Raw genomic sequence first — 20,658 nt, 5'->3', positions numbered from 1 at the left:
CTGATGATTAAGATGAATTCCATAAATCTCCAAAGCAAACGGCATAATCTGGTACATAAGTTCCAGTCGTATGTTGACAGCTCGTTCTATTGGTCTTGTGTTTGCTGGGAATAGTGATTCTCCTGGATCATGACCGAAGACTGATAGAGACGTGCGGAGTGTCAAAAATTGATGGAGGGGGGGAAGCATTCGCCCGAATGGATCATCATCTTGGCGGATGTTGCCTGAATGGACATTATTAATCAAACGAACCGAACGATGCTTTTTGAAGAAATCAATCCCGAGAAGTTGGACTTGATCACCATTGTTGGTGATGTGAAGGGCATCGACAGTCTGAGTGACGATAAGATCAAGGAGATTAACGAACATTTGCTTGTTCGCAGCTTCGATGAGTTCCTGGACAAGTTCTCACCTAGCGTGTACTCCTTTTTTAATGCGGTAAACCAGAAAGTCATGTATACGCTTAAAAAGCCGGAAGGTATCCCGGACGAAGCTATCTCAGAGATCAAGATCGACCATAGTAACGACTTTCTGAGAATGCTGTTCACCCTGATTGATACCAAACGCAGTCAAGGTATTACGAACGTTGATTTCAAGTTTGAAAATCTGCTTGATATGATCTCACCGAAAAAAGTTATGGATGACATTCGTCAGGTACGTAAGGAAATCCATTACATGTATGGCCAGCATGAGAAGCTGGATGACGGCGATCCGAAGAAGCTGGATATCGGGGATAAGCTGAATGTCATGTTTGAAGATGCAAGCCGGAACTATAACAATGTCATGGCCATGCTTCCACTCGCCATTGAAGATATTAAGACCCGTTTGTTGCTGGGCCGTGCACAAGAAGAAACTTCTTCCGAAGCGATTCAGGTAGGACAACTTACGATTGGTGAGAGCGGAGAATTGAAAATTATCGAAGCTCCGAAGAGTGATAACAACGAGCTGATGCTTCTTGATGAAGCGACAAGCACTGATTTGACGCAAGTATTTGCCGAAGATTACGATTCACTTTCCGAGACACCTTCGCCGTATGTACAGGATCTGGTGGTCCGCACATTCTGCCCGCTTCCTGCGGTACAGTCTGAAGTGGATACTGCTGTTGAAGTGCAGAATTACAATACATACCTGGAGTTTTACAAAAACGCCAAGGATGATTTTGTGAAAACGGTAAAACCGTTGGTCGAGAAAATATTGGGTGTCAAAATGTTCTTTGACCAATATGCGATTAAGAACAAAGGCATGCTTCCTTCCATGCTGATCTCCAATGCCAAACTGGATATGCTCGTCAAGAGCAGTAATATTCCGCGGCTTGAGACATATCTCAACACTGTCAACGCGAAGAATGATTTTACCGATACGATCTGGTTCGGTATCGTTCCTTCCGTAGAACTGGAAAATACAGGCCAAGTCAAAGTCAGCCGTGCCCGTTTCCGTGGTAACGAGAAAGTGGTTAAACAAGACGGAAACAGCATGGAATCTCTGGCAATGCTCCTGCAAGTTGTTAAGGATTACAAGGTGCAGGTGTTCTTCAGCTTTGAATCCGGGGAAGAAACCACCTTCAGCAGCATGGCTACCGCAGGTATTGATAAGTATATCGATAAATGTTCAGTGTTGACCCGTAAGGAATATAGCGAATTTGCCATTCCGAGTGCTCCAAACTTCACGATTATTCCCAAGGAGAAATCGGGTGTCGTTATCGACAGCCGCATGCTTCAGACGGAGAATGGTGTGGAACTTTCCAAGGAGAAGGAAGACATTCTGAAACTGTGGATTGAAGGCGTGTATGTTGGAGCGTCCTATGTATCTGCAGGGATTGTTGCTGCGTATCAGTGTCCGGAATACCTGAAAGGGGCTTTCAAGAACGTCAACCGTGATTATCCAGGTGTGCGTTTTGACATTGAGGCAGGGGACAACAGCTTGCGTGTTGTAACAACGATGACCAAAGAAATTTCCGGATTTACAAATACCATCAAGGATTTGATTAACCGAAAAAACTTTGGATTTATTTTCTCATCGGAAAATGCCCAAATCCAGGATAGCGACATCAAACGGATTACGGTCTATAAAGCGAGAAGCATGGCGATGTCCGAAGATGGTTTTGATTCCTTGTACAAAACACTTGTGAGTACTTACATTGAGCGCTTGCTCCGTTTCCAAACCGGTGATTTCAAGCATGAAAATATCGTCAAATTCTTCAGCAACAATCCGAGCAGTCAGAAGAGCCGGTGGCTGGGAACTCGAGGGTCGATCAATTCGATCATTCAGGAAGGCGACGATATGAGCTTTATCATCGATGAAAAGAGCAACATGTGCCATATTGACCTGGTATTTAACGGCAACGTGAAGAACCTGGAGGTCATGATTACCAAAGGCACCAGCGCGATGAAAGTGTAAGAAAACCATTGGAACAAGTCTGATTATTAAATATGATTCATCAAACAACGTATTATAGACATTTATTTTGGTGTTAGAGGCAGACTTCATCGTCTTGCCTTTATACATATATTCCGGTACCTCTCCCGAGATGGGGAGCATACCGGGCACATTTTTTCCTAATCTTAAGGAGGTTTTTATTAATGGGTTTTGTATTGAAAGTAGAAGGCGCAGAAACAATCGAATTGGGAATGGATAATATCCGTACAGTTGTGTATGACACGGATACACCAGATGATTCCAACGCTAGATCCACAGATGTAGGCGCAACACTTCGCATCAGCGGCAAAATTATCACTGCAACCGACGGTGACAATGCAGATGACACGATGAAACTTGCTTTGTGGTCCCTCGTGCCTGCTGAAAAAGCGGATTGCTACCGCAAAGTAACCCTGGAAGTGGTTGCAGCAGATCAAGTGGTACGCAAAATTTACTTGCCTAACGCATTTGTTGTGGATTACACAGAGCGCTTCGGTGATACCGAAGGCGTAGGTGAATTCAGCCTGTTCATCAAACAGAAAAAAGATAAAACTGAATTCACTAAAATTGAGGGCGGCTTCCCTGTATAAAAGGGAACAACTGTTGTCTTGGGCCAGTTCGTTTTGGTCCAGAACAACGCTGTCAAGTTAAGGGGCCCTGGTGCCCCTTAATCTTTATTTACGCCCGAATACGGCAGGGAGGCAGGAAAGAATACCATGAAAGATTATTATGCCGTGCTTGGTGTAGAACGTGAAGCTTCTCCGGAGCAGATCAAGAAGGCTTATCGTCAATTGGCGAAGAAATTTCACCCGGATGTCAATGGGGGAGATGCACAGGCAGAAGCGCGTTTCAAGCAAGTACATGAGGCATACAGTACACTCGGAAATTCCGAGCTTAGAGCAGCATATGATCAGCAGCTTCACACTGGACGTAATACAGGTCAAGCGAAGGGTTCAGCATCCGATACAGCCAGATCCAGTAAAGGCAATGCGAAGTCCGGGAGTGCAAATGCCGAGAAGGTGTGGTCGGATCCATCGCGGATGCAGGAACAGTTCGAACAATTTTTTGGCTATCACCCCAAAGGCAAGGAAAGTCCAAACGGTGGCAAAGCCGGTCCCAATAAAGGAATGGATATGTCCGCCATGTTTGACCGATATTTCGGAATTCGAAAAAAGTAGACCGGTAGCTCGTTATGGATCAAGCCGGTTCAGGCGGAGGTTATGGAAGTGAAACGAGGAAGGTCGGTATTGACGATGGGGCTTGACGCTTGCGTCGCCATGATTTCGTTAGCCGTGCTGTATTACATATTTATCATCAACCGGGATATGAGTGCCCAATGGGTAACTGGAATTATCGTGGTCCTCTCTGGAGGAGCATACCTGTTTTTTAAATACATGCCAGCCACCAAGGTGGAAAAGAAGAAATTGTCTTCGCGTGTCGTGAAGCTAGTCCTCCTGGACGACGACGGCACAAGTGTGAAGGAATGGTATATTCAGGGCGAAACGAGTGTTTTGATCGGGAAAAGTTCGAAGAACAGCGAGGCTGACATTGATCTGTCCGATACACCCTATGCGTCTCTCATTAGCTCGCAACACGCCGTATTGAACAAAGCCTCGGGTCAATGGTTTATCGAGGATATCGACTCGGCCAGTGGGGTAGGTGTACGTAAAGGAAATCAAAGCAGAGCATCCAAATTGGAAATCGAAGAACCCAGCCTGATTGAGGCAGGAGACTTAATTTATATTGCCAATACCCGCATTTTGGTGAAATAACGTTGGCGTACATCATACAAGCTTACGGGGGAATGAAACGAAATGAGTCTGACTAGATGTGGAAACGGACATATGTTCAGCACGAGACGACACGGCAATACGTGTCCATATTGCAATCTGGCCGTTGAATCGCCAGCTACCAGTAATGTTGAGGCAGCGGGTGCAATCCCACGCGCACCTCGTACGGCAGAGGATGACAGAACGATGCCATACCTGGGCGAAACGACAGGAATCGAACCGGTAACGGGATGGATGGTGTGCATCGAGGGTCCGCAGATGGGCCAGGATTATCGAATAATGGCTGAAAAGAACTTTATTGGACGTTCGGAAGAGATGCATGTTCGCATCCTCGGGGATAACACGATTTCTCGGCGTAATCACGCGGTGATTGTGTACGATCCCAAAAAGCGGAATTTCTATTTGCTGCCCGGCGATGCTTCTGGCCTCGCATATCACAATAATGAAGCAGTCTATTCTCCGGTGGAACTGGCTGCCTACGATGTTATTCAATTGGGACGCAGCAAATTCATTTTCATTCCATTGTGCGGTGTGCACTTTGAATGGGAGCAACAGTGAACACCTTCATGATTTTGTGGAACGACAAGGAGCTAACACCCTACTGGGTTCTTGCGGGTGGCTGTTTGTTGATTTGGTTGCTGTTATTCGCACGAAGCCGGATTCCGGTAAGGCAGCGTGACGATAGACCGGTTGGAGTTCAGATTGGCAATGGACAGACCATTGGTGCTCGCAATGAACAGGACGATTATTTTGCCTGTGCCGTGCAGCCACATGGTGTACTTGCTGTACTTGCCGATGGGATCAGTGGATTGTCCGGTGGAAAAGTGGCGAGTACGACTGCCGTGGAAACATTTATCCGGGAGTTTGAAGAGTTGGAGCGGTTTCCTGATCCGGAAGAGTTCTGGGATGCTTGTTCCCATGCGGCAAATCAGGCCATCCTTCGGAATTTGCTGGGCGTTCCCGGAGGGACAACTTTGGTGTCTGCCATGATCAAGGGAAAGGATCTGTATTGGGGTGCGGTAGGAGACAGCATCTTGGCCGTGTTTCGCAATGGAGAGCTGCTTGCCATCAATCATAAGCATACACTGGAAAGTCAACTTGAAGAACAGTATATGTCTGGAGAGATCTCGGAGCAGGAGGCACTTGACAATCCGCAGCGCAAAAGGCTGGTCAACTATTTGGGGTACGACCATTTTAAACAAATGGAAATCGCGGACGAGCCGTTTGCACTGCAGCCGGCGGACAAGATTGTGTTATGCAGTGATGGGGTATACAACTCCCTCACGGAGATGGAACTGGAGACCATTCTGGCGCAAGATATTCCGCCATTTGATGCAGCCCAGGCCATCATTGATTTAATTGAAGAAAAACAGCTCGTGCATCAGGATAACGCCACGATTATCATTTTGGAGCAAGGATGGTAACGGATCGGGCAACGCACAGGGACGGGAAATGGGGAGACGGATGAGGAAGGAGAACAGTGAATTCAAGACGGCTTTTGTCTCAGAGGCGGGGTCTTTCCTGAAAAATCGGGATTTCTACGGCTGCGTTGAACTGGAAGACTGGGCTTGTTATGTCATTGCAGATGGTCTGGATACCGATACGGAAGTGAATAGTGCACAGATCACAGTACAGACCATTCTGGAATCCTTTTTGGAAAAGCCAACCATGTCCAAACGCAGACTCACGGAATATATCAAGATCGCACATGAATGGTTGCAGTATGAAAGCCGCCGGGTCAGACTCAAAGCGGGATTCGTTATTGTTGTAACGGATTATACACGCATGGTGTGGGCATCGGCCGGACATAGCCGCTTGTATCATTTCCGGGGAAATAGGCTTGCACTAAAAAGCAAGGATCATAGTGTAGCTGCCCAACTGGCAGCGGAAGGCCAGATTGCAGAGGATCGTGTGGATCAGCATGATGAACGCGGCAATCTGAATGAATACGCGGGCAAACCTGGCATGATCAAACCGTATGTATCCGATAAGGTCAAGCTTGCCGATGGTGATGTGCTTGTTCTATGCACCCCTGGATTATGGGAAGGCGTGCAGGATGCCGAGATGATTGATGCGGTGGAAGGTGCCAATGACCCGCAGGCGCTGGCCGACACGTTGGAAGAAGTGATGCTCAGCAAGCAACGTTCACGAATCGAGAATTATAGTGCGGCAGCCATCTATGTGAACAAGATTTTTCATGAAGAACCCAAGAACCGTAAGAAATGGATTAAACGGATTGCCATCATGTTGATTATGCTCCTGATTTTTGGCGGAGCCGGCATATTCTACGCGGTGAAAAGCGCAGCCAAAAAAGCCGAGCTGGTCGTAGATATGCTGCAATACGAACAGAACGCTGACCAGTACGTGAAGGAACAGGAGTACGCCAAGGCCGTCTCAGATTACAGTCTTGCTCGCAACAATTCGATCAAAGTAAAGGACCCTGTGCACAAAAAGTTGCTGACTTCGAAGATGGCTGCTGCTCAGACATTGGTTGACGGCGAGGCTCATCTGAAAGAAGGGGATATTCCCAAGGCAACCGCCAGTTACACCAAAGCACTGGAATTGTCTGAGTCCTACAATATGTTCAACCGTGAAGTCATTCAGGAACGTTTGGAACAGATGACCACCTTTCAGCAAGTACAAGACTGGATCACCGAGGGCGATCTAAAACTCCAGAACGGAGACTACAGTGGAGCGATCATTTTGTATAAAAGGGCCAGAACAGCGGCTACGGAAACAGCTTATAAGGAAGCGCTGAAGGAAGTTGCCACCAAACTGGAGACGGCCGAAACTAAACGGGCGGATATCAAGCGCCAATCCAGACAGCTTCAAGCTGATACGCTGGAACAGAAGGGTGACCGCTTCAATGAAGCCGGAGATTATAGTGGCGCCATGGATGCCTATGCTTCGGCACAGGAAATTTATCAGGAGATCGATATGTTGGAACGGGTGCTGGCTATGGAGCGGAAAATAAATAAGCTGGATGAGAAACTGAATCCACCTGTACCGGCGGTTGATCTTACTCAGGATGCGGCAGGGTTAGGAACAACAGAGACGTCTGGTTTGAACTCGGATTGGACCGGGAATGCGGGAGGAATGAGCGCAGGCAATTCAGTGGGAAGTACTTCTTCTGCGGGTAATGCCTCTTCGGCCGGAAGTGGGACTGCGGATGCTTCTGGCTCCGGGTCTTCTTCAGGGAAAACGACAAGCAATGCTAGCATTAATTCCGCTTCAAAGGCTAAAGGAAGCACCGACACCACCGAGGCAGAAGCGAATGAACAGGAAGCAACGGAAGAAGGAGATTCGTGATGAAAGATATTATTCGTGACCGTCTAAACAAGATGGAGGATCTGGAACAACGTCGCATACTCAAAGACCTCATGACAGGTGTTTTTCTTAATCTGGTGGAGTATCAGGAGACGCTAAACAAACAGATCGAGCAACGTGTGTTTGACGAGGTGGTACCGCTGGAGGAACGCCACGATGTATATGTCACATTATGTCCGCGGGAAGATTTGGACCCCATTCATGAATTTCTGTATCCGATTCTTCCGGAGGATGTTGCACCGCAGACTGTTTATTTGAGCGAGGCTTCAGATGCGCTGGCACGTAAGGAAGAGATGAATTTATTCACGTTCTACATGGAATGTGGGCAACAGGAGCTCCAATCCCTGCTGAAAAGTAATCGGACATTCCGCGGGGAGATTGTAACGAGTGAAGGCAGACATGCCATAACGGTTCGGTTGAAATCAAGTACAGCGTATATCTCCAAAATTGAAGAACTGTACCGGGTCTTTCGTAAAAACAGCCTACCATGGAAATCGATTAATGCACCCTATGTGTTCAAATTCGTTGATTGTGTTCTAGTGGGTTCGGACGATGGAGATGCATGGGACAAACAGCATGTGGTCAAAGAACTTTCAATCCATTTGGAGGAGTTTGAGTCATATAAAAGAACGAACATGATCCCCCTTTGGAATATTCAGCAGCTTGATATGAAAACAGGTGGATTCCCTGTCCCGGCTTCGGACCGCATCAATTATGAACATGTGTTACCGCTCCGCAAAACAGGGACTGAGCACGGATATTTAGTGGATGGAGACGAATCGCATATTCGATATATCAAAAGATCGGAAGAAGATATCACCATCGTATCTCCGCTGGAGAAATCCGATTCATGGACGGTGTTGAAAATAGCCGGTCCCGTCGCAACCCGCATTGGGAGGATGGACTTTCCGCTGTTTTCCAACAACAAACGGGAAGGGTTTGCCGGTAAATATGCGCGTCAGGAAGGACGCTCTGTACGATCCAAAGGGGAGATTGCCCGCATGGTTCATGCTTTCCAGGCAGCGGAGGGATTGGAACTGGAAGATGTGAAAGTGGTGGCACCTGGGCCTACCCTGGGCATCACGTACCCGCTTAATGGATTTGTTAGCGATCATGTCCGTGTTGAGGCAGATAAACATCGAATGATTTTAAGGTTCAGCAAACACGGAATTCAGCCAGAGCAGGCTATTTTTCTGGATGATTTGCTGAGCTTTCTGGTATCCGAGATCCAGTTGGCTTTCCCTGAATATCGCTGCGAAGGGGAATGGATGTGAGCTCAACATGAATTATATATGGGATCTGATTATTCGCGCCAAGCGTAATGGAACTGATCTGAGAGACGTAACTTTTGTTCCTGCACGTGTATATTCGCCATACATGGAATTAAGTCATACGAACCTGAATGCTTCAGACGTGGAACGTACGATTGAAGTCAATCCGTATTATCGTTTTTTTGATATTTTCAGGGATTTGTTCGATATCAATAACGAAGAGCAGGTGGAATTGCGGGAGACGCTCTTTGATTTGGTCATTCATTTTCTGGCGGATATGGATTTGATGCAGGGGATGAATAAAAGGGAGTATTACATTCGCTTCATTTTGAATGATATGCATTCGGGTGTATACGGGAAACGGATACGGCGGCGACTGGAGTTGTTCGGACGGGAGGAACAGGAAGTGATCGCCTGCAATATGCTCCGTCTGTACGATACGGGAGAGGCCGTTCATCTGCTGAGGGATACTCTTGTCCGGATGTTCCCGCGTTCAACCCTTTATGCCAATTGTGAGGAGAAGGATGAATTGCTCTTATATATTGGTCAGGTAGAACGGACGGAAGCGAAGGAGAAGCTGGAATTGATTCTTGAACTCTTCCTGCCGGTTCGTTTTGACACGGAAATATACTGGGGGCATCATTTTGGCATTCTGGATGTGGACTATACGATGATACAGGACGGTATTGCCCTATATTAAGCAGCATCAGCAGTTGTAAGGAGGAAGTATAGATGAACGGCTATTCATACCGATTGTATCCCGATGCCACGGGCAGGGAACGGGCCAGAGGAACCATGCGTTATACGCGCGAAGAGTTGATGGACATGACCACATTTCAATTACGGAATATTTGTTACAAGGAGCGACTGGTTGAGGGATTGGGGCCCCGCACGGAGCGTGAAGAACTGATTCGGATTATTCTGAAATTTTTGGGAGCGGACGATGTATTGTGGATCGATCAGTCTTTGGAAGGCGGATTCGAGCGCATACAAAAGGCCATTTCTCGTCATATGACGGCTCCTATGAGCAGTGATGGAGGTATTAGTGTGCCCGCGCGGCTGATTCTGTACGAAGGATTGAAAGTGGACAAGCTGGATCAGTACGTAGTCACGGCACCGGGTGGTTTAACCGAATCCAACGTACTTTTGGTCAATGAGAGTATGGAGCTGTGTGGCATCTTTAATCTGGTTAAGGACGAGTCCATATCCGGAACCTTTTATTTGACTGCAGGAAGTGGATCGACCTGGAAACGATCGGGAAACAGACAGTACAGTCTTCTCTTTTTCCGTAAACGCGATTCGGAATATCTATATCAGACCTATTACTCTAGCAGGCCTCTTCCTCCGGTTCATATTCAATATACTCAAATTCCACTGGCCGATCTGGACATCCGGGAACTCGAACCGACAGACGCTGTACTTGCAATTGACTTTGGCACCTCCAACACGACGGCAGGCGCCTATTTGCATAATGGTTATATTCAGGCACCAAGCAGCCAGGATTTACTGAATGGGCGGGTTCGTATGGATGCCATTAACTATGTGGCTTTTCCCGATCCTACATACAAAGACACGGACTGGATCGAGGTTCTGCCTACGGCCATCGGTGTCGCGGAGTGCTCAGATCCAGCGAACATTCGTTACGAGTTCGGCTATGAAGCGTTGCGAAGCATGCGTCGGGGAGGGTACAGCAGCCGGGCGAGTGTCTTCCGCAGCATGAAGCGCTGGGTGAACAATTACAACAAAATGGAAGAGATCGTCGATGTTCATGGCAATGCGGCCATGGTTTCTCGTATGGATCTGCTGCGTGCGTACATGAATTACATCATCCGAACGGCAGAGCATCAGTTCAAGTGTAAGTTTCGCCATGTGCATTTTACCAGTCCCGTGAAGATGAAAGCACAATTTTTGCAGATGTTCGGAGAGATGCTTCCGGATTATCGGATTGAGCAGACATATGCGCTGGATGAGGGAATGGCTGTGCTCTATAACACCCTTGCCGACGGGATGGAACGCGGTGCTTTCATGGAAGGGCAGACGTATCATGCGCTCGTGATTGATTGTGGCGGTGGAACAACTGACTTGTCATCTTGTGCATTTACGATCGAGGACGGACATATGGCTTACAAGCTGGATATCCATACTACATACGAAAATGGGGACACGAACTTCGGAGGTCACAACATTACCTATCGTATTATGCAGTTCATGAAGATCATATTCGCCGACTACTATAGCGGACGACGTCAGGTGACGGATATCGATAGCCTGATCGAGGCACCGGGTGCGGATGTGTTCCGTCAGGTGGACGAAGAGGGTGTGAAGTCCGTTTATCAGAAGCTGGAACAACGCTATGAGGAGGCAGAACATATCATCCCTACCGCGTTTGCGCGTCGAGAGAATCGTTCACGAGATGAGTATTTGCGGGTGAGAGGCAACTTCTACTTTCTGTGGGAAATCGCAGAAGAGATGAAGCAGCAATTTTTTCGCAAAACAGGCATCTTACGTAACCGATTCCACTCGGAGATGGAGGACGATGGGGATAGTGACCTGCAGATCACGACCATGGAACGTTGGTTTCTGTCCGTGGAACGTAGTGGTGAACTGAAGGATGAATATGAGTTCCCCGATGTGGTGTTTAATATCAAGGAAATTACCCAGCTGATTAAGGCTGATATTTATGAGGTGGTTCGCAAGTTTTTGGATGATTTCTATCGGCAAGGGCGGATGAGCCAATATTCGATTATCAAGTTGACAGGTCAGTCCTGCCGCATTGATGTATTTCGGGAAGCACTGAAAGAGTTCGTTCCAGGCAGAAGCATTGAGTTTCGGCAAAAACCTGCGGAAGGGCGTGTGCCTGATCTTAAACTTGCCTGCCTTCGAGGGGCGATTCGTTATCTGAGTGCCCGCAAAACAGGAAGCGTTCAAGCCGACATCACGCATGATGCCGCTGTAATTCCTTATACCGTAAGTGCCTACACGCATAATGGACGTGAAAAAATGCTGATCAGCAGTCTGGATCGGAGTGACGGCATTCCGGGCAGCATTTCCCGTCCATTCGAGACGGCAGAAGTGGAGTTGTACCTGAGCGGAAGCGATGGTCAGCTGAGACAGAAATTCGTCTATGCCAACCGTCCGGATGCCTATAAAGAGGTGCTCTACGAAGACATCCGGGATCAATACGGAGATAAAATCCCGCAGGATGATACGGATTCTATTGTGAATGGAGAAACGAAGTTTTTTGTTTTTCCAGATGACCGTCATTGGGGGTTTCATGTATTGCCGGTTGCCCGCAGGAATGAACGATTGTATCTGGGGCCGCAGAAGCTGCTTCCATTTGAAACAGACTTGTCTGAACTCGACTTCTTTGACGGAATGAAGTGAGGACCAAGAGCAGAAAGGAGGGACACCGCTCATGTTCACATATTCGTATCCGCATTTTAACAAGGGAAGAATTCTGAAAACATCCATGTTGGAGGGGCTACGCGATTTCCCCAGAGACTACATCGAACTGTATTATCGTGGTTATGCAGACGGCATCCTTGCAGGTGCAGAGGTAGAAGTGTTCCCGGACAAGTTGGTCGTCTCCCCTGGAATGGTGCTGCATAAAGGGAGGCTTTATATGCTGACAGAGCCTATGGAACTGGCATACCAGGCTACGGGCCGGGTCAATGTGGTGAAGCTTCAGTTTACTGCGGAGGAAACCGTGAGTGACATGACGATAAGCCATTCGGAACTGCTTTTGGATGAAGAGACAACATGCACATCTGGAGAGTTGGAGCTGGCTCGATTCAAGTTGAAGGAAGGGGCCCGGCTGCGGCGGGACTACCAGACCTTTGCTGATTTGGCAACGGAGTTCAACACACTGCATGTCATTCATGTCCCTTATGCAGCCGAGGAAGCAAGCACCTTATCCCCTGTTGTCATGAAGGATTATGCCGACAGATTGCTTCGAACGGGTACCTCTGATCCCCAGGATCTGGTCTTCGCCATGATGTGTCTCAATGAAGGAACCGTTGCGCGCAGCGTCATTTTGCATCACATTGCCAGTCGATTGGGGCTGGAGTACAGAGAATACGATAATGCGCAAATTCATCGATATCTGGATCGTATACTGGCGAATGCAGGTCGGGGAACGGGACGTTCGGGTATGCCGGTGGGCGGACCGCATCGTATGATTGTGGATTGATTCATCAAAAGGAAAGGAAGTGTGTTCTTCATATGGAATATCTTGATCGCAAAGTGATTCCAATATTATATAGCCAACGTGGAAATGAAGTGGATGATCAGAATGGTGAAGTAGAAGAGGCGGTTAGATTGGTATATAAATCCCAGGCTGTTGATTCAGCAGAGCTACCAGCGAGGCTCCGTATTGGAAAGGAGAATGTGTTTCTAAAACGCACTGAGTTGTACGACAGTAGGGTAAGCATATCCCTTCCCCGTTCGTTGCGTTTAATTTCAGAGAAGGAAGCGAGCATAAAGTATCCTTCGTCTCATCGGCCGGAATGGATCTACACGAACGACTCGGGCACGGTCAATTTTACGTTCAACAGGTTGGAGCATCGAATTTCGGAAGCGGAACTGACTTCCTTTACCGAAACGATGGCGAATGTCGTTCGCGGAACGCAGCCTGTCAGACAATGGGACAAACACGGCGTTCGTACTACAGAAATGGGACATGTCATGGGCTATTGCCAGTTTTCCGTACAGGGGTTGAATAATCAGATTTACAACCATATCGGTTTTACGATTTTGGACCAGTCCGTTCTTGTATACGGATTTAATTGCACAGATGAAGAAAAAAGGGATTGGCAGGAGCCTGGCGAGATGATTCTGAACTCACTTGCGATCCTTTGAGACTGAAAGGAGATGGGGAACATGAGTCTGACTTATGAGAATCTGCTTATTGAACCATATGAACTGCTGCATTTGCAAGAACTTACGATCCGCAAAAAGATGAATGAGCACACTCGGCTCGTGTTTAAGGGTATGGTGTCCGAAGAATGGAAAGATCGCTATGTCGATGTAACGGACCGTGATACTTCCATTGAAGTATGGCAAAAAGATGAGGATGGAAACAAAAGTCCGTTGTTCAAAGGCATTCCGTTATCTGTTGAAGTGCAGGTTGTGAGAGGTGTATATACGCTCCAAGTGGAGGCTATCTCGCATACATACCGGATGGATATTACAAAAAGGACGCGAACGTTTCAAAATGTCAAAATGACGTTGCCCGATTTACTAAAGGAACTGGATCAGCATTATCCGGGACTTGATGTAATTGATGAGGGAACAGGCGGGGCCAAGATCGCTAAGGTTGCTGTGCAATATCAAGAAACGGATTGGGCATTTCTCAGGAGACTTGCTTCTCGCTTTCACACTAGCTTGATGCCTGCCGCCCAATTTGATAGCCCAAAATTTTATTTTGGCGTCTTTGAGCACGGAAATTCAATTGACCTAGACAATACACGCTATACAATCCGCAAAAATATGACGCCATTCATGTACTTTACAGAAAACGATACGTTAAAGGTCAATGAATCGGACTTCATTATATACGAAATCGAGACAGACCAGGTCATGGAGCTTGGACACCATATTACTTTCCGGGGCAGGAGCCTATATGTGACTGAGGCATATACCGAGCTTGTGGGAGGGATCGTAAAACACCAATATGTACTTAGCCTTCATAGAGGACTGCGACAAAAGACATATTACAATCCATTAATTGCTGGAAGCTCATTGCTTGGTCGTATCCTTTCAGTACATGGCGGTCATGTCAGAGTGCAACTGGACTGTGATGAACAACAGGAGGAAGAGGAAGCGTTGTGGCTGCTGTATCAGTCGCCTTACATTGCAGAGGGGCAGACAGGTTGGTATGTCATGCCTGAAGTGGGGGATCCAGTCGCTGTCTATTTTCCAACGCAAAATGAAGAAGAGGCCTACGCGACAGGAGCACCTCGTCTGGATAACCAGATAACCGGAACGAATCAATTGAACAAACCGGACCATAAAATTTTCCGAACGCCCTATGGAAAGGAAATCAGACTGACACCAGATTCCATTTCCATTAGCAGTAAAGAGGGCGAGGTGTTCATTCGGCTCAGCGGGGACGAGGGCATCCAGATCATCGGAAGCCAGCAGGTTCGGATGTCTGCTGGGGGTAATATCTCGCTCAAAGCCGGGAAGAAAATAACATTATCTGCTGATTCGCAATTGTTGCTCGAAGGTGGAGGAGGAACGTTCAAATTGGATGGACAGGCAAAAATGAGTGGATCGGAAGTGAAAGCCAACTAGCATGGTATGACAGAAAGGGCAGGAGGGGGAAGTTCCGATGGTTCGCAAGGAATCTGTAATACATTTTTATACCCATCAGGTGAAACCTGCGCGGGACAAGCTTATGGATGATTTGCAGCATACGCTGCATACAAGGCATGCGGAATTGACAGCCGAGTTCTTGAGTCATTTCAGGTTTATGATTCAGGAAGTCAGCGATGTGCAAAAGCGTGGAGCGAAAGGACGGATCGCTTATATTCAATATTCTATGCTGCGAACTGAACTTCTTGGAGGAGCTATGAATGTTCTGGTCGAAGCATGCGATGCTTCATGGTTGCTGGATCGTGCACCCATCCGTTCGTTCTATTCGTTCCATTGGGCCTATGAGTGTCTTGAACGGATGCTCAATAGACTAAGAGAAGAACTTCCTCGCTATCAAGGAACCGTTACAGCGGTAGAACTGGACCGAATCATGCTACAGGAAGCGGCATTGGTGAATCGTTATATTGTGCATTTCATACGCCGTAGCTGTCGCGCGCTGGAGGACTTTGAGTGGAACTCTCTTATGGAACTGGAACAGATATTCGAAGTACGTGCGGGAGAATACTTGGATGCCAGCGAGTGCGTGTTTCGTCTTGATCGAAGGAATAGGAGCATTGAGGAGATTGGTGAAGCATTGGAAGAAAGTGATGGTCTGGAGGTCATGTATGCGCACTTTCAGGGACTGGATATGAGCAAAATGGAATGCAGCGATCTGGATTTTCGTTACAGCCGTTTTGATCGTATCGATATGCATTCTACCGATTTTCAACGCTGTGTCTTGATAGGGACACGTTGGCGCAATTGTAGTCTGGAGAACACCGATTTCACCGGAAGCATTCTATATGGGGCAGATTTCAGCGGTTGTTCTCTGGAAAGAGCTGTTTTCAAGGAGGTAATCGGGGAGACGGGACATCCGGAAGGACTCCCTCAGGGGCCAGAGTACGATGCGCTTAACTTCGAAAATGCAAACCTTTCAGGTGCTGACTTCCGAGGGGCACACCTCCGTGGAGCCATATTCCGTGGAGCCAATCTGACTGATACGTTATGGGAGGGTGCTGATGTGGAGGGGGCAATTTTTGACGATGCCGAGAGGAGGCGAGGGTTATCCGATACTTTCGTCTAATGGCTGACCCCAGATGGATACACCGCGTAGAGACAGAGCCTGTCGGAGAACTGCAACGCAGGGTCTGGAATCAGGCTTTTCATGATTCGGGCAGTGAGCATACCGCGATTAACCTTTATGTGCGAAGTGGATTCCATGTGGATTATACGGATTATTTGGAACAGCCTGTCCCATTGGTTTCAGATCAATTGCTTGAAACACTTATATTGTATTGTCCCCATCTCAAGCGAAGGGCCACCGTATTAACGGACAAGGAGCGAATGACCCAGGAGACATATTGGGCCATTCACCCCCCTGCGCTGGCAAACGTATTGTCTCCCCATACTTGTAGGCGAATAGATGGAAGTCTGGAGCGGATTGTGCTAAAGCAAGAATTCCCTGAGGTACCTCTGTTCCAATTGATGGAGATGCGCGAAACCGTAATCATTGTCAATCTAGCATTGGCTGAGAGCATGCTTCGGCGAGATGTCACGGGAGTGCAATTCATTCCGTTGGAGTTGGAGCAAACCAATTAGAAAGGAGAGGTTACGATGGCACAAAGTCAAGAACAAGCTGCCCAAATTCATACGGCTGAAGAAGCCTCCAAAGGCTATGTCGTTGCAGGAGCAATTCTGAAATGTAATTGCGGGACACAGCGTACACGATTGAAAATCCCGTTCAGTCATGGCGTATATATCAAGGGGAAAGCGAAGATGACCGTTGAGGATTATGTTCCGGGCATCCATATTGGGTCGTTCGGTAACTGTTCCAATCCACTAAATCCAGCAGTAGCGGCAAGTACGATGGTTGATATCTATGGGGTTAAGAAAGCGCATTGCGTTCCCGTGCTGACCATGCCCTGGCTTCACGGAAAGGGAGATACCAAAGTGGAAGGGAAGGCTGCGCTGCTTAGTCACTGTACGCACAAGTGTATGTATGGTGGAGATATCGTCATCGAGGATGACGGTCAGCAGTTGGACTTTTGACGATGAGTGAAATCACGCAGAAGAAACCGGACCATATCGGATATGAACAGCTTCGTCTATATTGGCCTTATCGTGCACAGTGGCTGGAGGGCGTACAAATTACCCGCCAGGTGAACGAGCATGCGAAACTCTATGTCAGCGGCATTCTTCCGGAAGAGGATGGACCTGGAATTCTTCAGGTTCAGGCTGATGGTGAATCAATCGTGCTCAGGCAAGTCGATGAAACTGGCAGATCGGTGAGAAGACTGTTCCATGGCGTCATGACCTCGCTCTCGGTTCATTTGTCGGGAGGGGTCTATCGATTCGAGCTTGAAGCCTTGTCCAACTCGTATCAAATGGATATCCGAATTGAGGAACGAGCCTTTCAAAACAGAGGCTGGACGTTCAAGGAACTGATTCAGTTCATTATGAATTCATACCGCTATTCGGATGTCATGGATCAGGTTACAGGAAATACCCTATTGAGTGGACTTGTTTTACAATATAAAGAGACTGATTGGATGTTCCTGCGCCGGCTTGCCTCGCGATTCGGTACGGTGTTGGTCCCCGAAATCACGGCGGCATCACCCAAGCTGTTTATCGGTTTGCCCGCAGGAAAGATGTGGAAGTGGCCACAAGACAAGCCCTATCAGGTTCGTAAAGAATTGGGTGGAATTGACTGGCGTGGCTCCGGAACGGAAGATCGATATATCATTCAGGGTCCCAAGGTCACGCAAGGCGTATTGCAGTATACGATGGAAAGTGCACACACCTATGCACTTGGAGACAAAGTTGAACTGCCGGATGGCACGGAGCTAACCGTGGTGTATGCCAATTCACGCCTGGAATCCGGGCTGCTCATGACGATCTATCGTATGGTACCCGAGGATCACATTCGCGTACCTAGATGCGACCTATCGGACCTGATTGGCTTGTCGTTGTATGGTGAGGTGGTCCGCGTGATTCATGACCATGTTCAGATCAAACTACCCATGGACGAGGGCCCGATGGCGCAAGGGGCTGCATCTCCCTATCCGGTCACACCAGCATATGCTGCGGAAGGACATAGCGGATTATACATGATGCCGGAGATCGGGGATCATGTGGAATTATATTTTCCAAGTAGCCTGGAGTCCGGCGCATACATTCGTCATTCCATCTCGGAGGGCAAACGTTCTGCTAACGAGGGGACGGATCATAAAGTCTGGGGCCATCCTGCCGGAAGCTCTATCGGCATGTCGCCTGAGGAGGTTACGCTGCAAGCCGGATCCGGGATAACGATTACCTTGAATGAGCAGGGGGTACTATTGGATAGTCCGGGACATCTGTCGATTCAGGGTAGCAACATCCTGCTTGCAGCCGGAAAGATCGAGGCCACTGCATCGGAAGCGATATGGCTGCTTGGTGGAGGTGGCAGCTTCATTCTGGACGGGGAGGCCAATGTGCGAGCTGGCCTGCTGCAACAGGAGGGCAGCAACAAAGCGCCTGTTCATGTGGCGGATCTGCCACCAGAGCCAGAGCCACCGCTGATGCCGATTGAGGAGTACGAAGCGGCTCAGGCTGCTGCTGCAGAGGCAGCCGCATTAACCCAGGCCTCGACGACGAACCCGAAGGATGGATCCTTGGTTGGAGCTGCATTGGCCATCACTGCTATGATTCCGATCATGGGAGCGCTAGGAGGTATTGCTGCTCAAACCGCCGTCGGTGCTGGTATCGCCGCCGTGGCCACGGGTCTCATCGCGAGTGTACCGAAGATAGGCTCCTTCAAGCCTTCAGGGCTGAATTTGCTGGAACGACTCATGAATGGTTTTGCTGAAATGCAACAGCAGGAGAACGAAGCGAAATGGGCGATGCTTGGTAAAATGCTGACGGCCGCTAAAGTGTTAACTACAGCGACTTCGCCTCTCGATCTGATCAAGAAGTTGCATCAGCAGCATCAGGAAATTAGTGCCACATATTATGAAATTCCAGGTTATATTCGGGAGAAGTGGACGAAACAACAGGCGGATCAGGACCTGAAAAGTTCGCTGGATTATTTCAACAAAGTGATGAAAAACCCGGAGGAATACAATATTCTTTTTGTAGGTCCCCATTTTGCGAATATCACCTTCGATATTGGCAGGCCTCATATCACGGTAGAGGAACTGGGAAGTTATGACTATTGGAAGGCTCAAGGGCTAAGCCTAGATGAAATGCAGTATCTGTCCTGGAGGCTCAAGGCTCCCATGAGCGAACAAGCCTTTGCTGAACTATGGGGTGAATACGATCAATATTATGCGACGCTACAAGGTCAGGATAATCAAGTTAATTTTAAGAACAAGAGAGGTTCGGCAGGTGGTCTTGTAGGCCCGGTCCGGTCTATCCCGCAGGCAAGTGGAATAACGCCGCCCAAAGTGAGCACGAGCCCGTCTTCGCCCATCGTGCCCAAAGTGAAGAGCTTTGTGAAAAAGTATTGGGAAGAAAGTCAGAAGATGCGAATCGTGTCGGGTGGAGGAAGTCATTGGAGCAATAATAAGACGAACAAAACAGGTGAGACGGCTTCGGGGAATGGAAAGACAGCAAACAGTGGGGGAGGATCAACCTCTAAGCCTGTAGAGAACCCGCCGAAGTCGAAAACAAGTTCGGGTAGTTCATCTTCTTCGAAAACGAATGAAGGAAATTCAACGACAACGTCGAAAAACAGCACGACACCAAAGACGAATCCAGAAAAAAAAGAAACACCGAATGAAGTGAATACCTGGAAGCCGCCAACGAAGAAAAAGGACGAAGGTAAACCGCAAGCCGATACGAAAACACCTAAATCATCCGAACCGGAGAAATCGCAGGAGAAGCCGAATATAAACAAACCGAAGGATAATCCGGAAGGCACTGAGGGGACGGGGAATACTGGAAGTGGTAGCAAACCACCATATTTAAAAAACATTGATGATTTCTTATCAGGGAATAAAAAATTTGATGAAGTATTGGATGACTATGCTTCAGTGTATGCAGAGAAAGTTAATTCAAATGTTCCTTGGAAGTGGAGAAATATACCAGGTGGAGATACTCTAACACAAAAGCAAATTAAGTTGATCAGAGAACGAGCAAAAGTACTAGAAAAAATACCTGATGTACCAATGAAACCTGGTACAAGACATCCTGATTTTGAGAAAGCTGACTTAATCATAAAAATTGATGGGAAACCTGTTATTTTACAGTTGCCTAAAGATCATTGGAAGAAGTCCGACCCTGATCAGTTCAAATGGCTTGATTCACAACTTCCAGGTGGAAAACGTCCATCTGGAACAACATGGCATCACTCTGAAATTGACGGTAGAATGGAGTTAGTACCTTTTGGTATACATAATTCCATAAATCATAAGGGTGGGAGAGCTCCAGGTGGTTGGGCGCATGCTAAAAGATAACAATAAGGAGCCATTCCTGTAATGAAGTAATTTGAGCTTTGAATGAAAAATGCGCCTCTAGTATACTGG

Annotated in this window: 17 protein-coding genes; all 17 read left to right on the top strand. The window is 47.8% G+C overall.

The genetic code is table 11. The features are described 5' to 3' along the window. Positions 1–228 precede the first annotated feature (228 nt). The 17 genes from BLS14_RS19685 to BLS14_RS19605 all read left to right on the top strand — a co-directional run bounded on the left by BLS14_RS19685 (position 229) and on the right by BLS14_RS19605 (position 20,589). A complete protein-coding gene (locus BLS14_RS19685) occupies positions 229–2,397 on the top strand; it encodes a hypothetical protein (protein ID WP_064636265.1) in 2,169 nt (722 codons plus the stop codon). 182 nt (positions 2,398–2,579) lie between these two features. Continuing rightward, positions 2,580–3,005 carry a hypothetical protein gene (locus BLS14_RS19680; RefSeq protein WP_053781361.1) on the top strand — a complete coding sequence of 142 codons (426 nt, stop codon included), beginning with the start codon at positions 2,580–2,582 and terminating at the stop codon, positions 3,003–3,005. 126 nt (positions 3,006–3,131) lie between these two features. Then, positions 3,132–3,593 carry a J domain-containing protein gene (locus BLS14_RS19675; protein WP_090809853.1) on the top strand — a complete coding sequence of 154 codons (462 nt, stop codon included), beginning with the start codon at positions 3,132–3,134 and terminating at the stop codon, positions 3,591–3,593. Positions 3,594–3,635: 42 nt separating this feature from the next. Further along, on the top strand, positions 3,636–4,187 hold the full coding sequence (locus BLS14_RS19670) for an FHA domain-containing protein (protein WP_090809855.1): 552 nt from the start codon (positions 3,636–3,638) through the stop codon (positions 4,185–4,187). A 42-nt stretch (positions 4,188–4,229) separates the two neighbouring features. Further along, positions 4,230–4,763, top strand: a complete 534-nt coding sequence (locus BLS14_RS19665; protein WP_090809857.1) for an FHA domain-containing protein — start codon at positions 4,230–4,232, stop codon at positions 4,761–4,763. Beyond that, the gene (locus BLS14_RS19660; RefSeq protein WP_256336598.1) at positions 4,748–5,629 is read left to right on the top strand and encodes a PP2C family protein-serine/threonine phosphatase; all 882 of its coding nucleotides are present in this window, start codon (positions 4,748–4,750) and stop codon (positions 5,627–5,629) included. The genes BLS14_RS19665 and BLS14_RS19660 overlap by 16 nt, the downstream gene beginning before the upstream one ends. Positions 5,630–5,669: 40 nt before the next feature. Beyond that, positions 5,670–7,514: a SpoIIE family protein phosphatase gene (locus BLS14_RS19655; protein WP_090809859.1), complete on the top strand. Its 1,845-nt coding sequence runs from the start codon at positions 5,670–5,672 to the stop codon at positions 7,512–7,514. Next, positions 7,514–8,806 carry a normocyte-binding protein gene (locus BLS14_RS19650; RefSeq protein WP_090809861.1) on the top strand — a complete coding sequence of 431 codons (1,293 nt, stop codon included), beginning with the start codon at positions 7,514–7,516 and terminating at the stop codon, positions 8,804–8,806. Before BLS14_RS19655 ends, BLS14_RS19650 begins: the two co-directional genes overlap by 1 nt. A 7-nt stretch (positions 8,807–8,813) precedes the next feature. Continuing rightward, positions 8,814–9,503 carry a hypothetical protein gene (locus BLS14_RS19645; protein WP_063567935.1) on the top strand — a complete coding sequence of 230 codons (690 nt, stop codon included), beginning with the start codon at positions 8,814–8,816 and terminating at the stop codon, positions 9,501–9,503. A 32-nt stretch (positions 9,504–9,535) separates the two neighbouring features. Then, complete coding sequence (locus BLS14_RS19640) at positions 9,536–12,187, top strand: Hsp70 family protein (RefSeq protein ID WP_090809863.1); 2,652 nt, start codon at positions 9,536–9,538, stop codon at positions 12,185–12,187. 31 nt (positions 12,188–12,218) lie between these two features. Then, entirely contained in the window at positions 12,219–12,992 is a 774-nt protein-coding gene (locus BLS14_RS19635) for a DNA and RNA helicase (protein WP_090809865.1), read from the top strand. Positions 12,993–13,024: 32 nt separating this feature from the next. Then, entirely contained in the window at positions 13,025–13,660 is a 636-nt protein-coding gene (locus BLS14_RS19630) for a hypothetical protein (RefSeq protein ID WP_090953537.1), read from the top strand. 21 nt (positions 13,661–13,681) lie between these two features. Beyond that, positions 13,682–15,097 carry a phage baseplate assembly protein V gene (locus BLS14_RS19625; protein WP_076288032.1) on the top strand — a complete coding sequence of 472 codons (1,416 nt, stop codon included), beginning with the start codon at positions 13,682–13,684 and terminating at the stop codon, positions 15,095–15,097. 37 nt (positions 15,098–15,134) lie between these two features. Continuing rightward, complete coding sequence (locus BLS14_RS19620; protein ID WP_090953535.1) at positions 15,135–16,241, top strand: pentapeptide repeat-containing protein; 1,107 nt, start codon at positions 15,135–15,137, stop codon at positions 16,239–16,241. After that, the gene (locus BLS14_RS19615) at positions 16,241–16,756 is read left to right on the top strand and encodes a hypothetical protein (protein WP_090953534.1); all 516 of its coding nucleotides are present in this window, start codon (positions 16,241–16,243) and stop codon (positions 16,754–16,756) included. Before BLS14_RS19620 ends, BLS14_RS19615 begins: the two co-directional genes overlap by 1 nt. A gap of 15 nt (positions 16,757–16,771) precedes the next feature. Beyond that, positions 16,772–17,206, top strand: a complete 435-nt coding sequence (locus BLS14_RS19610) for a DUF4280 domain-containing protein (protein WP_090953532.1) — start codon at positions 16,772–16,774, stop codon at positions 17,204–17,206. Between the two features lie 2 nt (positions 17,207–17,208). Then, positions 17,209–20,589, top strand: coding sequence for an HNH endonuclease signature motif containing protein (locus BLS14_RS19605; protein ID WP_090953530.1), 3,381 nt, complete (start codon positions 17,209–17,211; stop codon positions 20,587–20,589). The last annotated feature ends 69 nt before the right edge of the window (positions 20,590–20,658 follow it).

The organism is Paenibacillus sp. OK060, assembly GCF_900101205.1.
Taxonomy (GTDB): Bacteria; Bacillota; Bacilli; order Paenibacillales; family Paenibacillaceae; genus Paenibacillus; species Paenibacillus marchantiae.
The sequence above is the reverse complement of the archived record's forward strand: the minus strand, read 5'-3'. Positions and strand labels throughout refer to the sequence as shown.

Bases quoted from the DNA above. Each gene is read 5' to 3' on its own strand.
- BLS14_RS19670 (WP_090809855.1), top strand. From the start codon at position 3,636: ATGGAAGTGAAACGAGGAAGGTCGGTATTGACGATGGGGCTTGACGCT.
- BLS14_RS19650 (WP_090809861.1), top strand. From the start codon at position 7,514: ATGAAAGATATTATTCGTGACCGTCTAAACAAGATGGAGGATCTGGAA.
- BLS14_RS19625 (WP_076288032.1), top strand. From the start codon at position 13,682: ATGAGTCTGACTTATGAGAATCTGCTTATTGAACCATATGAACTGCTG.
- BLS14_RS19665 (WP_090809857.1), top strand. From the start codon at position 4,230: ATGAGTCTGACTAGATGTGGAAACGGACATATGTTCAGCACGAGACGA.
- BLS14_RS19630 (WP_090953537.1), top strand. From the start codon at position 13,025: ATGGAATATCTTGATCGCAAAGTGATTCCAATATTATATAGCCAACGT.
- BLS14_RS19645 (WP_063567935.1), top strand. From the start codon at position 8,814: ATGAATTATATATGGGATCTGATTATTCGCGCCAAGCGTAATGGAACT.
- BLS14_RS19675 (WP_090809853.1), top strand. From the start codon at position 3,132: ATGAAAGATTATTATGCCGTGCTTGGTGTAGAACGTGAAGCTTCTCCG.
- BLS14_RS19615 (WP_090953534.1), top strand. From the start codon at position 16,241: ATGGCTGACCCCAGATGGATACACCGCGTAGAGACAGAGCCTGTCGGA.
- BLS14_RS19620 (WP_090953535.1), top strand. From the start codon at position 15,135: ATGGTTCGCAAGGAATCTGTAATACATTTTTATACCCATCAGGTGAAA.
- BLS14_RS19640 (WP_090809863.1), top strand. From the start codon at position 9,536: ATGAACGGCTATTCATACCGATTGTATCCCGATGCCACGGGCAGGGAA.
- BLS14_RS19655 (WP_090809859.1), top strand. From the start codon at position 5,670: ATGAGGAAGGAGAACAGTGAATTCAAGACGGCTTTTGTCTCAGAGGCG.
- BLS14_RS19660 (WP_256336598.1), top strand. From the start codon at position 4,748: ATGGGAGCAACAGTGAACACCTTCATGATTTTGTGGAACGACAAGGAG.
- BLS14_RS19680 (WP_053781361.1), top strand. From the start codon at position 2,580: ATGGGTTTTGTATTGAAAGTAGAAGGCGCAGAAACAATCGAATTGGGA.
- BLS14_RS19685 (WP_064636265.1), top strand. From the start codon at position 229: ATGGACATTATTAATCAAACGAACCGAACGATGCTTTTTGAAGAAATC.
- BLS14_RS19635 (WP_090809865.1), top strand. From the start codon at position 12,219: ATGTTCACATATTCGTATCCGCATTTTAACAAGGGAAGAATTCTGAAA.
- BLS14_RS19610 (WP_090953532.1), top strand. From the start codon at position 16,772: ATGGCACAAAGTCAAGAACAAGCTGCCCAAATTCATACGGCTGAAGAA.
- BLS14_RS19605 (WP_090953530.1), top strand. From the start codon at position 17,209: ATGAGTGAAATCACGCAGAAGAAACCGGACCATATCGGATATGAACAG.